The 14984-nt window shown below is 70.0% G+C and carries 10 protein-coding genes and 2 pseudogenes; 8 read left to right on the forward strand and 4 right to left on the reverse strand.

The genetic code is table 11. The annotated features are described in order from the left end of the window. The 8 genes and pseudogenes from AOK23_RS07740 to AOK23_RS46630 all read left to right on the forward strand — a co-directional run. Positions 1 to 227: hypothetical protein (locus AOK23_RS07740; protein ID WP_206336144.1), on the forward strand; the 227-nt coding region annotated here is incomplete at its 5' end. After that, positions 224 to 2689 carry a putative baseplate assembly protein gene (locus AOK23_RS07745; protein ID WP_079049361.1) on the forward strand — a complete coding sequence of 822 codons (2466 nt, stop codon included), beginning with the start codon at positions 224 to 226 and terminating at the stop codon, positions 2687 to 2689. The genes AOK23_RS07740 and AOK23_RS07745, both read left to right, overlap by 4 nt. Continuing rightward, on the forward strand, positions 2686 to 4794 hold the full coding sequence (locus AOK23_RS07750; RefSeq protein WP_055712007.1) for a phage tail protein: 2109 nt from the start codon (positions 2686 to 2688) through the stop codon (positions 4792 to 4794). Before AOK23_RS07745 ends, AOK23_RS07750 begins: the two co-directional genes overlap by 4 nt. Beyond that, complete coding sequence (locus tag AOK23_RS07755; RefSeq protein WP_055712008.1) at positions 4791 to 6707, forward strand: DUF6519 domain-containing protein; 1917 nt, start codon at positions 4791 to 4793, stop codon at positions 6705 to 6707. The genes AOK23_RS07750 and AOK23_RS07755 overlap by 4 nt, the downstream gene beginning before the upstream one ends. Before the next feature lie 8 nt (positions 6708 to 6715). Then, the gene (locus AOK23_RS07760) at positions 6716 to 7261 is read left to right on the forward strand and encodes a hypothetical protein (protein ID WP_055712009.1); all 546 of its coding nucleotides are present in this window, start codon (positions 6716 to 6718) and stop codon (positions 7259 to 7261) included. Between the two features lie 23 nt (positions 7262 to 7284). Further along, positions 7285 to 8727: a hypothetical protein gene (locus AOK23_RS07765; protein WP_157877970.1), complete on the forward strand. Its 1443-nt coding sequence runs from the start codon at positions 7285 to 7287 to the stop codon at positions 8725 to 8727. Positions 8728 to 9062: 335 nt separating this feature from the next. Beyond that, the gene (locus AOK23_RS48785) at positions 9063 to 11105 is read left to right on the forward strand and encodes an eCIS core domain-containing protein (protein WP_079049363.1); all 2043 of its coding nucleotides are present in this window, start codon (positions 9063 to 9065) and stop codon (positions 11103 to 11105) included. A 167-nt stretch (positions 11106 to 11272) separates the two neighbouring features. Beyond that, positions 11273 to 11696 (forward strand): annotated as a pseudogene (locus tag AOK23_RS46630) (phage tail sheath family protein); the annotation flags it as partial. A 97-nt stretch (positions 11697 to 11793) separates the two neighbouring features. Here AOK23_RS46630 and AOK23_RS47740 read toward each other — a convergent pair. From AOK23_RS47740 to AOK23_RS48795, 4 genes and pseudogenes are all read right to left on the reverse strand, one after another. Further along, entirely contained in the window at positions 11794 to 11940 is a 147-nt protein-coding gene (locus AOK23_RS47740) for a hypothetical protein (RefSeq protein WP_157877971.1), read from the reverse strand. Next, positions 11925 to 13823: an ATP-binding protein gene (locus tag AOK23_RS51365; protein ID WP_055712012.1), complete on the reverse strand. Its 1899-nt coding sequence runs from the start codon at positions 13821 to 13823 to the stop codon at positions 11925 to 11927. The genes AOK23_RS47740 and AOK23_RS51365 overlap by 16 nt, the downstream gene beginning before the upstream one ends. 6 nt (positions 13824 to 13829) lie before the next feature. After that, a complete protein-coding gene (locus AOK23_RS07780) occupies positions 13830 to 14495 on the reverse strand; it encodes a Pvc16 family protein (protein WP_055712013.1) in 666 nt (221 codons plus the stop codon). Next, a pseudogene (locus AOK23_RS48795) lies at positions 14492 to 14984 on the reverse strand (hypothetical protein); the annotation flags it as partial. The pseudogene AOK23_RS48795 and the gene AOK23_RS07780, both read right to left, overlap by 4 nt.

The following is a 14984-nucleotide window of genomic DNA, read 5'->3' on the forward strand; positions in this document are numbered from 1 at the left end:
CCCTCGGCGCGCCGGTTCATCTGAGCCAGGTGGTGGAGGCAGCCATGGGTGTGCACGGGGTGCAGTGGATCGACCCCGACCGCTTCGGGCGCTGGGGACAGCCGCCCGCCGGGGAACCGAGGCCGGGCCGGATCTCGATCGGGCCGCACGAAGTGGCTCGCTGCCCCAGTGACCCGCACCTGCCGGAGCACGGCCGGATCGACTTCATCATGGAAGGCGGCTCATGAGCACCCCCGTACCCGGCGGGGCCCCTGGGGTGCCCAACGCGCCGGGGCGCCCGGCCCTCTCGTACCGGATCACCACCCACGGCGACACCCTCGCACGGAGCCTGGCCGAGGTGTCGCGACGGCTGCCCGGACTCACCACGCACAGCACGGACGACCCCGCCGTCGCCCTGCTGGACGCCTGGGCCTCGGTCGCCGACATCGTGGCCTTCTACCAGGAGCGGATCGCCAACGAGGGCTTTCTGCGCACCGCCACCGAACGCGTATCGGTCCGGGAACTCGCCCGTTCCGTCGGCTACGAGCTACGGCCCGGAGCAGCAGCCTCCGCCTACCTCTCGTTCACCGTGGAGGACGCCCCGGGGGCGCCCGGCAGCGCCGTCGTACCCGCGGGCACACCGGTGCAGAGCGTCCCCGGCCAGGGAGAACTGCCGCAGACCTTCGAGACCGGCGCGGAACTCCTGGCCGTCGCCGAGCACAACGCGATCCGCCTGCGGCTGCGCCGCCCGCAGCTGGTCGGCCTTGGCACCACCCGCCTCCACCTGGCCGGAACCACCACCGGACTGCGCCCCGGCGACGCCCTGCTGATCCGGTTCGCCAAAGGGCCGCACACCTGGCAGTTCCGCATCCTGCACACCGTCGAGCCGCTGCCCGCCGACCCGACCGGACGCCCGCCGACCACCGTGGTCGGCTGGGACCAGGGCCTCAACATGCCCAGCTCAAAGCCCGTCGAGGTACACGTACACGCCCTACGGCTGCGGGCCTCGATCTTCGGCCACAACGCCCCCGACTGGCGGACCATGCCCGTCCAGGTCCGGGAGAGCTACCTCGCGGCAGCCGGCCGACGGGACACAGCTGCGTTCGACCAGGACCACTTCGACGAGACCCACTTCGACCTCGGCGAACAGTGGCCCGGCTTCGCCCTCACCGACCCGCCCGAAGGGGCCGACGGTCCGGTGATCGAACTCGACGCCGCCCACCCCGCGCTGCTCCCGGGCTCCTGGCTGGTACTCCGGGCACCCGGAGTGCAGGACGAGCTGTACAAGATCGTCGAGGCCGACCAGTCCGCCGCAGCGGACTTCACCCTGACCTCCACCACCACCCGGCTGCAGCTGCGCGGCACCGGGAAGGTGTCACCGTTCGACCGCCGCGCCACCGTGGTCCACACCCAGTCCGAACAACTGCAACTCGCCGACGAACCCGACACGACCCTGGTGACCGGACCCGGCCTTTGGCTCGAACGGCCCGTGACACTGAAACCCGGGGCACCCGTCGTGGTGACCGGCACCACCGACCAGGGTGTCCCGTCCACCGCCGTCCACCTGATCGACACGGTGGCGGAGGACGGCACCATGATCGTCCTCGACCGGCCCCTGGAGCACCCACTCGACCCGGCCTCGGTGCTGTTGCTCGGCAATGTCGTCGCCGCGACCGCCGGGCAGACCACCGAAGAGGTGCTCGGCAGCGGTGACGGCAGAGCCACCCACCAGCGGTTCACCCTGCTGCACAAGGACCTCACCCATGTCTCCGCGCCGACCGCGAGCGGGGTGCGCGACACCCTGGCCGTCCAGGTCGACGGCGTCACCTGGACCGAGGCCTCCTCGCTGTTCCCCCTCGGCCCGCACGACCGGACGTATGTGGTGCGGATTCAGGACGACGCCACCGCGACGGTGGTCTTCGGTGACGGTGAACGCGGCGCCCGACTGCCGTCCGGACAGGAGAACGTCCGCGCCACCTACCGCACCGGCATCGGCCCCCAGGGCAACGTCGGGGCCGGCTCCCTGTCCCTGCTCGTGAAACGGCCACTGGGCGTCCGCGCCGTCGACAACCCCCTGGCGGCCAGCGGTGGTACGGCCCCCGAGCGGCCGGACGACGTACGAACCCGGGCACCGCTGACCGTCCGTACCTTCGACCGGGTCGTCTCCCTGGACGACCACGAGGCCTTCGCCCGGAACTTCACCGGGATCGCCAAGGCCAGGGCGACCGTGCTGCGCCCGGCCCCGATGCCCTTCCTCCACCTCACCGTGGCGGCCCCGGACGGCGCCGTCTCCCACGACACCCTGACGGCCCTGCGGGCCGCCCTCGAGACCGACGGCCTCCCGGGCCGCCGTCTCGGCCTGGGCAGCTACCTGGAGCTGCCCTTCACCCTCGCCGTCGCGATCCTGCCCGCGCCGGACCGTGATCCGGACACCGTGTCCAGCGCGGTCGAGCACGCCCTGGCACAGCTGTACGCCTTCGAGCGACGCGACTTCGCCCAGCCCGTGACCGCCGCCGAAGCGATCGCCACCGCCCAGCGGGTCCCCGGGGTGGTGGCCGCCAACCTGACCCAACTCCGCCTGACGGACGGGTCGGTCGCAGGGACACCCCTGCTGCCCGCTCGCGGAGCCCACTTCGACGCCGCGGGCACGGCCGTCCCCGCCGAACTGCTGGTCCTGAAGGAGCTCACCGTGGAGGTGATGACGTCATGAGCGAGGACCGGCCGGTGTACAACCTGCTGCCCGCCGTGCACCGCAACCGCGACGCCGAACTCGGCCACCCGCTGCGCGCCCTGCTCGAACCGGTCGAGGAGGAACTGCGCAGACTGCGGGAGGACATCGACGGCCTCTACGACAACTGGTTCGTGGAGACCTGCGCCGAATGGGTGTTGCCCTACCTCGGCGACCTGCTCGGCGTCGAACCCGTGGCCGCGTCACCGGACGGAGCGGCGCCCCGACGGGCCTTCATCGCCAACACCCTCCGCCACCGGCGGCGCAAGGGCACTCCCGCCACCCTGGAACAGCTGGCCCAGGACATCACCGGGCTGCCCGCCAAGGTCGCGGAGTACTTCCAACTGCTCGGCACCACCCAGCACGTCAACCATCCACGTCCCGGCAATGTGCGCACCCCCGACCTGCGGGACACCGGGCGGCTCCAGCTGCTCGGCACCCCCTTCGACCAGGTGGCCCGCACCGCCGACGTCCGCCATGTCGACCGCGGGCGCGGCCGGTACAACCTCGGCGCGGTCGGGCTCCATCTGTGGCGGCTCAGCTCCCACCCGTACACCGACGTCGACGCCCGCGCCGTGGACGCCGCGGAGGGCCGCTGGACCTTCGACCCGGCAGGCCGCGACCTGCCGCTGTTCACCCGGCGTCGTGGCGGCCCCACCCGGGAGACGGAGATTCCGGCGCCACTGCACCGCCTGACGCTCCATCAGCATATGGAGCAGCTCCTCTCCGGACCCGACCCGGTGTTCCGGATCGATCCCCCCGAACCCCACCGGCTGATCGCCGCCGACCTCAGCGAATGGACTCGGCCGCCCGCAACCACCGACGGCCCCCCATGGGTCGCCGTCGACCCGCTGCTGGGCAGGTTCACCCTGCCGCCCGGGATGGAACCGGACCGGGTGCGGGTCGACTTCAACCAGGGGAGTCCCGGCGACATCGGGGCCGGTCCCCACGACCGGCGGGCGACCCTCGCCGCCGCGCTCTCGGCTGCCGGAACACCCTGGCCGGACACCGTCGACTGGCAGATCGGAGTGAGCCGCAACCACGCCCAGGACACCTCCGAGCCCTCTGACGGGCGGGTGGTCACCACCCTCGGCGAGGCCGTACAGGCCTGGAACACCCGGCCGGATAAGGCACCGGGACAGACCGGGGTCATCGTGGTGATGGACAGCGCCACCTACCACGAGAACCTCACGGGCAAGCAGAGGATCGAGATCCCCCCGGGCAACCGGCTGCTGCTGGTCGCCGCCCACTGGCCGTCCGGTCTCACCCCTCGGCCACCGGACACACCCGACTCCGCCCCGGGCCCCTTCGCCGCCGCCGGCCCCCGGCCGCACCTGGTCGGCTCGCTGGAGGTGGTTGCCCCCGGCGGACGGGCCGCCCGCCCGGGCGAACTGGTCCTGGACGGTCTGTCGGTCGAAGGGGGGATCACTGCCAGGCCCGGCGACCTGGACAGCCTCGTGGTCGCCGACTGCACTCTCACCGGTCAACTGCGGGCCACCGACAACCCCCGTCTGACCGTACGACTGATCCGTACCGTCTGCGCCGGGGTACGGCTGCGCGGCACACTGCCCGGCCTCCGCCTGTCGGACAGCATCCTGCACGGCAGGGGGCCGGCGGTGGACGCTGCCCCCGCAACCGTCGAGATCGAGGCCTGCACGATCCTCGGCATGACGCTCGCCCGCACCCTGACGACCAGTGACAGCATCCTGCGCGGCAGCATCAAGGTCCGCGAGGGCGGGGAGGGCTATCTGCGGTACAGCTACACCCCGCTCAGGTCCAACGTCTCCCGGCACTACCGCTGCCACCCCGCCGACCAGGCGGCCGCCGCCCGGGTGGCCCCGAGCTTCACCTCCGAACGGCCGGGAGCCCCCGGGTTCGGCCGACTGGCCGCAGACTGCCCGAGCGAAATCGCCACAGGCGCGGAGGACGGCGGCGAACTGGGTGCCTTCCACTTTCTGCACCAACCGTGGTGGATGGCCGACCTCACCGCGCAGCTCGACCACTATCTCCGCTTCGGTCTGGAAGCGGGTGTCTTCTTTGCCGACCCGACTGACCCGACTGACGCTTTTCTGGAAGGACAGCAATGAAGGGCGACTTCACCCGGCGGACGTTCCGCAGCGGGAACCACTACCGCGGCGTGCTCATGCAGCAGGGCCGGGTGCAGCTCGACGCCGACTGGAACGAGCAGTTGGACATCCAGCTCCACCACGACGAGACCACCGCGCGGGATGCCATCGGCGCCCATGGCGGACCACAGGACGAAGCCGGATTCGCGATCATCGGCTCGGACGGCGGCGAACCCCGTGCCCTGCCTCCGACGGAACTGCGGCTGTCCCGGGGCCGCTACTACGTTGACGGCATTCTCTGCGAGAACGACAGCCCGGTGCAGCTGGCGAACCAGCCCGACCTGCCGGAGCTGGAGCTGCCCGACGCCGACGGCCGGTACGTCGCCTATCTGGACGTCTGGCGGGAGCACCTCACCGCCCTGGAGCGGCCCGAACTGCGCGAGGTCGCCCTCGGCGGCCCGGACACGGGCACCAGAAGCCGTACGGTGTGGCAGGTTCGGCTGGAGCCGGCGAACCCCCCCAAGGCCACCCCCGCCGAGATCGCCCCGACCTGGGCACCGCGCGACGGCGGGCCCCCCGGGAGGCTCCGGGCGCGGGCGCGGGTGCAGCCGCCGGAGACCCGCCCCGCACCGAGCGTCGTCCCGCCGCACGCGGGCTACCGCCGGGTGGAGAACCAGCTGTACCGGGTGGAGATCCACGAGGGGAGTGACGGCAGCCCGTCCTTTGTGTGGTCCCGGGACAACGGCACGGTCGCCGCACGGCTGGTCGGCTTGTCCGATTCGTCGATCACCATCGACGCCCCGGGCCGGGACGAGGCGCTCGGCTTCTCCAGGGGACAGTGGGTGGAAGTGACCAACCTGGCCCGCACCCGCCTGGGCATATGCGGCGCCCTGGCCCAACTGGGCAAGGTGTCCGGCACCGAGCTGCACACTGCTCAATGGGCGGGCGACTCGTCCGGGCTGCTCGACTCCCCCGGTGCTGTGGTACGCCGCTGGGACTCTCAGGGAGCGGTGCCGATCACCGGCGACTGGATCGAGCTGGAGGACGGCGTACAGGTCCAGTTCATGCGGGACGTCTTCCACCGCACCGGCGACTACTGGCTCATCCCGGCCAGGACCGCAGCCCTCTCCCTGACCGACCTCGACTCCGACCTCCCCGGAAACGTCGAATGGCCCCGCGATGAGGACGGCGACCCGATCTTCCAGCCGCGGGACGGTATCGAGCACCACTTCGCCGCCATCGCCCTGCTCGACCTCGTCGACGGTCTGTGGACCCAGGCGTACGACTGCCGTGCACTGTTCGCTCCGCTCGCCGAGGCCAGACCGGACCCCACGTCGGAGCGAGCACCGGGCCTCCACGTGAAGCACGTCCGCCAGCTCGGCAAGGACCTGGGCAATGACACCAGCGTCACCGTGGACGACTTCCTCAAGGGCGGTATCGTCGTGGGCCTCGACGCCGTCCCGGTCCGCGGGCCCGTCACCGGCCAATCCGTGCTCACCGTCACCCTTGACGTGCCCTACCCCCTCTCCCCGGCCGAACGGCACACCTGGCAGCTGCAACCCGGCCAGATCCTGGGCACCCAGCCCCTCGACCTCGTCGGCTTCTTGGAGTACGCCGGTAAGGAATTGGTCTGGGCACCGGACCGTCTTCTTGTCGACTTCCTGTCGGCACTCCTGTTCAACAAGGAACTGCCCGACCGCCTCCGCTGCCGCCTCACCCTCCATAGCCGCGCCCTCGTCGCTGCGGAGTTCCCCGACCGCCTTCTCAACGGCCGCGCCCGCATCCGCCCCCGCCCCGACGGCACCATGGAAGTGCTCCTCCCCACCGTCGACGACGTCCGCGGAGCGGACTTCACCTTCTGCTTCTGGATCGAACTCCCGCGCCCCGAGGGTGGCTTCGACTCCTCGACATTCGACAAGAACGTTTTCAGCTAAGGAGAGCCATGTCCCTCGACAAGAACCTCACGGAAAAGAAATCCGGTGACCTCATCCGCTCCGCCGACTGGAACGCCGTCGCCTCCGAGACGGTCCGCCTCGACGACGTCAAACTCGACAGAGGGCTGATCGGTATCCAGATGCTGCAGGCGCCGAGCTGGGACAACAAAACGTCGTCCAGGGACTGGCAGCCGGTGATCAGGCACACTGTCAACCTCGAGCCCGGCACAGAGCTCCTGTTGGTCGGGCAAGGCCACGGGCTCTCGGAGGTCTCAGGTGTTGCTCTGGACGTGGTCATCACGGTCAACGGGACCCTCCTAGGGCAAGAGGACACCAACGGCCTTGCCTGGGGCATGGGGATTCATCAACCCGTCGGCAAGATCAACATGTCGATCTGGACCCAGATCGTGGTAATCGCGGAATGGCCGGCTGAAATGAGCGGCGTAAACGAGGTCGTGCTTGCCATGCGATGCCGGAAGGAGGAATCGGTGAAGGACGGCTCGGTGCAGTTCAACGCCCCCACCCTCTGGCTGATCCGACTCGGCGCGAGCTGACCGAAGGAGGGCCTGCCGAAGCCATGCGCAGATCCCAGGCTCTGGAGCACGAATCCAAGTCGACCTCCGTGACGGCCCGCCCCGGGGCATCACACACCCCCGGGCCGCCCCCTGTCGCCTCGGGGCTCCGGCATTCCTTCGCGAACACGGACGTTGTCCCCAGCACACAGATCGCTACGTCGGCGCCGCCGACAGGGGTGCCCTACGGCGGGGCGCCGGGTGGGCTGGGGACGGGGCTGACGCCCGGGACGAAGGTCGTCCGGCACGACGAGGCCGGGGACTCCACGCACTGGGAGATCGTGGGGACCGTGGGGACGGGCAGACTCTGCCGATACAGGATCAGGAACACGCTCGAGGCGGGCATCACGGGGGGTGTCCAGCAACTCGTCTCCGGCAGCGACCGTGCCTGGGCCACGGAGGCGAATGCCGCCGCATCACGGTCGGCGTTCTTCGCGGGACAGGCCAAGTCGCCAGAGGAACAGGCCAAGCAGCAAGCGGAGAAGCGGAAGAAGGTTGACCTGGGACGGGGCGGGGTGTATCTGAGTTCGGGGTACCGGATGATGAATTCGCTGCTCGCCGCCTTCGAGGAGATGGGATACACGCCTGCGCAGGTACGGGACGCGAATTTCAACTTCTCGGGCCGGGCCGACGCCGCTCTGGAGACCTGGAAGCAGGTGGCCATGGAACGCGGCGCGACTTGGGAGGTGACGGAGTCCTGGCTCATGGAGGATGTGGACAAGTGGCATGAGCACATCAGAGGGATCCACCGGGTGTGGAACCACTTCCGGCACGCGGTGATCCCGGACAACACCGTGGTGCGCGGCGACACCGCGCAGATCTTCTCGTCGTTCGACGGGATTCTGAATCCGGAGCGCTACCCGAGCGGCGGGTACTACACGGTCGGGAGGACCATCTCCTGGCCGGGGATCCTGTCCACGACCGTGAGTGCTCCCACCAAGCACAACTTCGTGAGCGAGAAGGCCGTGATCTGGAAGTTCGACGTGCCGGAGCAGGGTCATCCGGGCCGGGAACTGGGGTCGGAGAACCCGGCCGAGGCGGAAGTGACGTTCCCGGTCAGCACCCGGATCAAGATCAAAGGGGTGCTGGTGCGTAACGGCAGCTTCGCGCAGGAACTGAAGAACGAGTACGGCGACAAGGCCAAGGTCATCGTGTTCGCCGACATCCTGGCCCGCGACGAATCCGGCGGCCTGCTGTCCGAGCGGTTCCCGCCGAACCTCGACCGCGAGCACAGCGTTCTGGACGTCCCGGAGCACAGCCTCCCGGACGTCCCCGCGACCGACCTGCCGCGGTCCGAGCTGCCCGGTGCCGACGCTCCGACCGTCGCGCGTTCGACGGACGTCGCGCTGCCCACCGACCTGCCCCTCACGCGCCTGACGGGGTTCCCGGACGTGCCGCTGTCCGGCTTGGCCGACCTGGCCGGGCTGGATCCGGATCGGCGCCGGTAACGCCGCCGACGGTGTGCCCGATACGTTCCGGCTGGATGTCACGCAGGCCGTCCCGGTACCCCAGGGGGCGGCGGGACCGCAGCCGCGGTTCACGGTGGAGCGCCTGGACAGCGGCTCGCGTTCCGCGTCACCGACCCGGCCGGCACCACCCGCTGGGAGATCAGCGCCGGCGGCCCGTCGCCGGAACCGACACCGTGGGCGGGCTGCGCCTCAGTGATCCGTCGGATGCGTTCGAGCGGGCAGCGGAGGTCAACGCCCGGCGCGCGGGGCCGTAGACCGATCAGGCCCGATGGGATCACGCCGCACCATGACGCACCATGACGCAAGGGGGTTGCATGCACGACCACGGGCAGGAACCGAAGGCCAGGGCCGACGCACGAGGGCCGGTGCGCGACGGGCGGACCGCCGGATCGCAGACGGCCGCGCAGGCCGCGCGAGCCGTGCGTACGGGGGAGGCGCTGACCCCGCAGAGCGTCCTGGCCCCGCAGGGCGGCATCGGCAACGCGGCGATCAGCCGACTGCTGGAACTGCAGCGCCACACGGACAACGGCGGCTGCTGCGACGGCCCGGAACCGGAGGACCGGCACCCGGGGAATGCCCCGATACAGCGCTCCACCGTGCACGACGTGCTGCGTTCTCCGGGAAAGCCCCTGCCCGAGGCGCTGCGCTCGGAGATGGAGGCACGGATGGGTGTGAGCTTCCGCGACGTGGTCATCCACGACGACGCGGCCGCCGCTCGCTCCGCCGTCGAGGTGAATGCCGACGCCTACACCGCCAACAAGAACCACATCGTCGTCGGACCTCGCGGCCTCAACAAGCGCACCCTGGCCCACGAACTCACGCATGTCGAACAGCAGCGCGCGGGCGCGGTCGCGGGCACCGACAACGGAAGCGGTCTGCGCGTGAGCGACCCGTCGGACCGCTTCGAACGCGCGGCGGAGGCGAACGCGGCACGGGTGATGGTGAGAACCCCTCGGGCTCCTGAGATGCCGGAGACCCCTGAGGCCGACCTGGGGCCGGAAGCGGTCTCTGAACCCCATACGAGCTTGCAGCGGTCGTCGGCGTACGGACGGAACGCGGCGTGGTCGGGCACACGAGGGCCCTTCGTGCAGAGGGGCAAGCGCGCGGGCGGGGCCGCCGCGGCCACGGTTGCCGACAAAGCTCGTACCAAGGCGACCAAGCTGAGGGGGACGAAGACCCGGAAGGAGAAGGGCCGGGAGAAGGCCGAGGAGGAGAAGAAAGCGAAGGGCAAAGAGCGGTTCGGCAAAAAGGGCGTGGACCGCAGGTTCAGGCCGGTCGTGGAACCCCTCAGATACAGCATGGCCGGGATGTGGACGGACAAGATCACTGTCTCCGGCACCCGCTCGTTCAAGAGAAGACCGGACGAACAGACACTTCGACATCTCTCCACACAGCTCTATTGGTATGCGAAGAAAATGCTCGAACAGAAAGATGAGCAGGAATTCCAGGCCATGTATGTGAATGGCGGAATCGTTGTCGCGAGTAACCTAGACAGCTCTGTTCGGGCGGTTTACGACAAGCTGAACGGGAAGCTAGCCGACTATGTGAGGGAATATGCTTCCGCGGAAGACGGTGAAGAGCCGGCCGATCCGTTTGAGCAGATGCTCACGACTACCCAGCATGACGGCGACGTGCGGGCGGAGACCGTCGCCAACAAGTTCGGCAACCTTAAAGCCGGAACACGTCCTGTCCGTGGCGGGGCCGAGGAGATGCTCTATTCGATACAGGGGAGCGGCGAGAACAATCTGCTCCAGGCGGACATGAGCGGCATCGCTGCTGTCATCGATTCAGGTGAAATAACGAAGCGGATCGTCTTTCTGTCCGGCGGTAGCAGTTTTCATGCCGAGCAGAAGCTTGTTCTGGCGCTGCAGAAAACGAGCGGCGGGCATTCAGCGTGGATCGCGGGCAAGAAGCGTCCGTGTATGAGCTGCCTCGCGACCCTCACCTATGCCCGTGAACACGGCGGAATGAAGATCTCCTTCCAGGAGCGACCCGGCGGTTACTGGCTCAACGGCAACCCGGGGCTGGTGGCGCTCGGAAGGGCACTCGGACACGTCGACGGCCGGATGGAGGCGTGGCTCGATTCGTGGACTCTTCGTGTCACGTCGCACAAGTCCTTCTCTATTCGCGCGGACAGTGACCGGTCCAACATGCCGTCCGAATACGGGGTCACCCCGAGTCTGAGTTCTTCGGGGATGGACGCCGACTACGGGTCCGGTTCGGACTCTGATGCGGAGGAGACGGCCGCTTCCAGTTCCTCCACTTCCACTTCCTCGTCCTCTTCGTCGTCCGCTGCTTCCCGCGCGGCTGCTCGTGCCCGTTTCCGTAAACGCTACAAAGGCCGGATGAAGAAATAAGTCGGGATTGTCCAGGCGTCTCATGGGGCACCTCGGAAAGCGCCTCGCGGGGTGCCCGATCAGGCACCCCGCACGTCCCTGTTCGTCGCGCGAGTGGCCGTACCCCGCCCGCTGGCTGCGGATGAGACTGCTCGTCTGACCGCAGTCGTCCGAAGAGGAGCGCGAAGATGCCCACGTACCTGTCCCCGGGTGTGTATGTGGAGGAGGACCAGAGTGGCTCCCGCCCGATCGAAGGGGTGGGGACGGCGGTCGCGGCCTTTGTCGAGTTCGCGGAGAAGGGCCCTTCCACGAACCGACGCTCGTGACCACCTGGAGCCAGTACGTCCACGTCTTCGGCGACTTCGTCGACGGGACCTACCTGGCCTGTCCGTGTACGGCTACTTCGCCAACGGCGGCGGAATCGCGTACGTGGTGCGTGTCGGCGGGGCCGCCGGGAACGGGCAGTCGGCCGAGGGCGGGGCGCCCAAGGAGCTGACCGCCGGTGAGCCGGTCGGGCTCGGCTCGTTCCGGGTGTCGGCGCTGCCCGGCGTGGACGCCTCGCGCACCACGGTCGAGGTGAGCCACCCCGAGGGGGAGAACGCCGAGGGCGACCCGCAGCGGAAAACGCCCAGGGGAACCTTCTGGCGGCAGCGCCAAGCGGAGGCGACTGCGAGAGGGGTGATCGGGGTCACCGGACGAGGCGCGGTACTCAGCCCGTTCCGCCGGGCATGTCGCGCAGAGCTGCCATGATCGCCGGGACGAGAACATCGTGGTCGCCGGCGAGGAGGGCGGCCATGGCGTCAGACGTGAGGTCGATGGTGAGGGTGTCGATGTGGATGGTTATGTCGTCGTCCATCCGGTCACCTCGGTGGTGGTGAGGGGGCGTTCGAGCTTGGCGTACTCGGTGCGGGCGGCGGCCAGCAGGTGGTGCATGCGGACAGGTTCGCCGGAGTCCGCCGCGAGGTAGGCCGCGGAGAGGGCGATGCTGCTGATCGTGCCGCCGGGGACGGAGAGTTTGGCCAGGGCGGTGGGGTCCAAGCCGTCGGTGGGGGTCTCCGGGGGGAAGGCCCTGCGCCAGATCTCGGCCCGGGCAGAGGCGTCCGGGAAGGGGAAGTGGAGGGCGAAGCGCAGCCGCCGAAGGAAGGCCGGGTCGAGGGTGTCCTTCAGGTTGGTGGTGAGGACGGCCAGCCCTCGGTAGGCCTCGATCCGCTGGAGCAGGTAGCCGACCTCGATGTTGGCGTGCCGGTCGTGGCTGTCCTTGACCTCGCTCCGCTTGCCGAACAACGCGTCGGCCTCGTCGAAGAGCAGCACCGCGCCGCCCGCCTCGGCGGCGTCGAAGACCCCGCGCAGGTTCTTCTCGGTCTCGCCGATGTACTTGCTCACCACCTGGCTCAGGTCCACCCGGTACAGGTCGAGACGCAACTCCCCGGCGATCACCTCCGCCGCCAGGGTCTTCCCGGTGCCGCTGGGCCCCGAGAACAGCGCCGCGGTGCCGAGCCCACGACCCGTACGGGCGGCGAAGCCCCAGTCCTCCAGGACGGTGACCCGGTGCCGTACATGGGCGGTCAGCTCATGGAGGACGCGGAGCTGATGGCCGGGCAGGACCAGGTCGGCCCAGCGGGCGCGGGGCTCGATCTGCTGGGCGAGGCCGTCCAGCGAGGGGCGGGCCAGTCGCCGACAGGCCTCCCACAGCGCGGTGCCGGCCTCGGGCGCGGCCAGTGTCTCCGCCGCCGCGGCGTCGACCGCTTCCAGGCCCAGGTCGAACTGCCCCGCCACGCGGTCGATCCAGGCCGAGAGGCCCGCTGCGGCCGGGCCGAGGGCCTCGCGCCAGACAGTCCGTACGTCGTCCGCCCGAGCCGGGCCCACCTCGACGCGGGGACCCGAGCCCATGATCGGCTCGCGTGAGATCACGACCGTGGGGGCGTCGAGGCGGTCGACCAGGTCGAGGGCGAGGCGGGAGCAGTCCGGGACCGTGTCGTCGACCTCGATGATCCAGGCGGTCCCGTCCAGTACGGTCTCCCGCTCGCACAGTCGCGCCAGCAGGTCCCGTTCCTCCGGGGTCTTGGGGAGGTCGGCGGCCCGTAGGCAGACGGGCGAGGCGTGGAATTCCGTGCAGGCCCCGACCGCGGCCGATCTGAGGTCCGGGACCGGTCGGCCGTAGAGCAGAACACAACCGGACTCGGCCCGGGACCAGTGGGCAGCCACCTGCTCGCCCGCCTCCCTCAGCGGCACAGGGAGCGGACCCGGCTCGGGGAGTCGCACCGTGAGCGGTTGAATCCTGGGATCCAGGTAGGCAACCCCGGTCAGGGCGTGCAGGATCCGCTCGTCGATCCGCAGGGCGCTGATGGTCGGTGTCTCCGGGTGGGTGACTTCGACCAGATGCCAGCGCCGCAGCGGCCCCGCCGGGGTGAGCGCGGTCCAGTACGGGTTGGCCAGCTTCGCCAGGCCCAGGCCGAAGGTCGCCCAGGTGCGCTCCGGTGCGTTCTGGGCCTCGGCGCAGGCATGGGCGAAGTCCGTGTCCAGTGCGACGCCGGCGCACATCAGCAGCAGATCCCGCTCGAAGTCCGACAGCTCGAAGCCGTCTTCGATGTCCTCGAGCGCCGGGGGCGCGGGCATCGCCTTTCGGAGGTCGTCACGGTGGCGGGCGGCGTCCTCCAGGCCGTCCCCGCCGCTCAGCCGGAGGCGGAGCACGTCGAGTGCGGCCACCAGATACCGCTGGTTCGCGGTGAGCCAGTCCACGTCGCCTCACGCCTTCCGTGGCGGCACGTCGATCGTGCCCACCTCGATCGTGCGGGTCGTCACCGGCGTGGGAGGCGGCTTCGGCACCTCACGGCCCTCGATCAGGACTGCCGTCGCCTGGTAGGCGATCGACAGTCGGTAGTTGGAATGGAAGAGCGACGACCAGAGCTTGGTCGAGTCCTCCAGGTCCATCGGTTGCAGGGTGAAGCGCACCGAGTCCGGTTGATCCGCCAGGTCCGAGTACTGCTGCCAGTCATTGGGGGGGACGGCTTCCTCCGTGAACTGGCGGATCAGTTCCGGGCTCAGCACCGGCCGTGAGGCGAGCGTGCTCACGGTGAGGCCCAGCAGCCGCTGGGGCTCCAGGGTGGATTCGTCACCGGAGAAGGTCAGCAGATAGTGCAGGTCGAGCGCCTGCCGAGGACGCGCCTCGAGTGACCGGCCGTCGGAACCGCGGGTCGGCAGATCGGCCACTGTCCAGGCGCCGTTGGGCGTGACCCGGTACAGGTAGACATTGATCCCTCGAGCCTGCGCATCGGTCGCCGCCAGCGACTGGGGGCGCAGGGTGGTGACCGCGGTGTTCTCCACCCCGCCCAGGGAGGGGTCGGCGAGGGCCTCGACCAGTGTCCGGGTGAGTGCGGCGGTCACCATGGCCACCGCGAGGTGGTTGCTCATCGCGGCCCTCCTTCTTCCGTACGGCGGGCCAGATAGTCACCCAGCGACAGCGGTCGGGCCGCACGGTCGGGTTGCGGCCGACGCGGCGGCCGGGGCCGGGGCGCGGCGGCCCGGCCGGGCTCCGGTGTGGTCCGTACCTCCACCCGCCCGATGTTCACCGTCACCCGGGGCGGCTGCGGCGTCTGCTCCGCGGCCCGGAACACCGGCGGTATGGCATCACGTACGGCATCCCTGAGCGAACGCTCCCCGGGCATGCGGGGGCTGGCGGCGGCGCGGACCGAGTCGACGGTTGACGTCGGCGAGTGCTCCGGTGGCGGGGCGTCGAGTGTGAGTTCTCTCGCGCGGGTCGACAGGACGACGGGAGGGTGGGATGCCGGTGGCAGTGAGGCCGGCGCGTCGGCCCACCGGGGTTCCGGTACGAGTTGCGCGGGCGGAGGAGGCAGGATCTGCGGGCCCGGGACCGGGACCGGGGCCGGGACGGGGAACGTG

Source organism: Streptomyces torulosus (assembly GCF_001419765.1).
Classification (GTDB): Bacteria; Actinomycetota; Actinomycetes; order Streptomycetales; family Streptomycetaceae; genus Streptomyces; species Streptomyces torulosus.

Excerpts from the sequence above, each read along its gene's own strand:
- AOK23_RS07745 (WP_079049361.1), top strand. The coding sequence starts at position 224 with ATGAGCACCCCCGTACCCGGCGGGGCCCCTGGGGTGCCCAACGCGCCG.
- AOK23_RS07750 (WP_055712007.1), top strand. The coding sequence starts at position 2,686 with ATGAGCGAGGACCGGCCGGTGTACAACCTGCTGCCCGCCGTGCACCGC.
- AOK23_RS07755 (WP_055712008.1), top strand. The coding sequence starts at position 4,791 with ATGAAGGGCGACTTCACCCGGCGGACGTTCCGCAGCGGGAACCACTAC.
- AOK23_RS07760 (WP_055712009.1), top strand. The coding sequence starts at position 6,716 with ATGTCCCTCGACAAGAACCTCACGGAAAAGAAATCCGGTGACCTCATC.
- AOK23_RS07765 (WP_157877970.1), top strand. The coding sequence starts at position 7,285 with ATGCGCAGATCCCAGGCTCTGGAGCACGAATCCAAGTCGACCTCCGTG.
- AOK23_RS48785 (WP_079049363.1), top strand. The coding sequence starts at position 9,063 with ATGCACGACCACGGGCAGGAACCGAAGGCCAGGGCCGACGCACGAGGG.
- AOK23_RS47740 (WP_157877971.1), bottom strand. The coding sequence starts at position 11,940 with ATGGACGACGACATAACCATCCACATCGACACCCTCACCATCGACCTC.
- AOK23_RS07780 (WP_055712013.1), bottom strand. The coding sequence starts at position 14,495 with ATGAGCAACCACCTCGCGGTGGCCATGGTGACCGCCGCACTCACCCGG.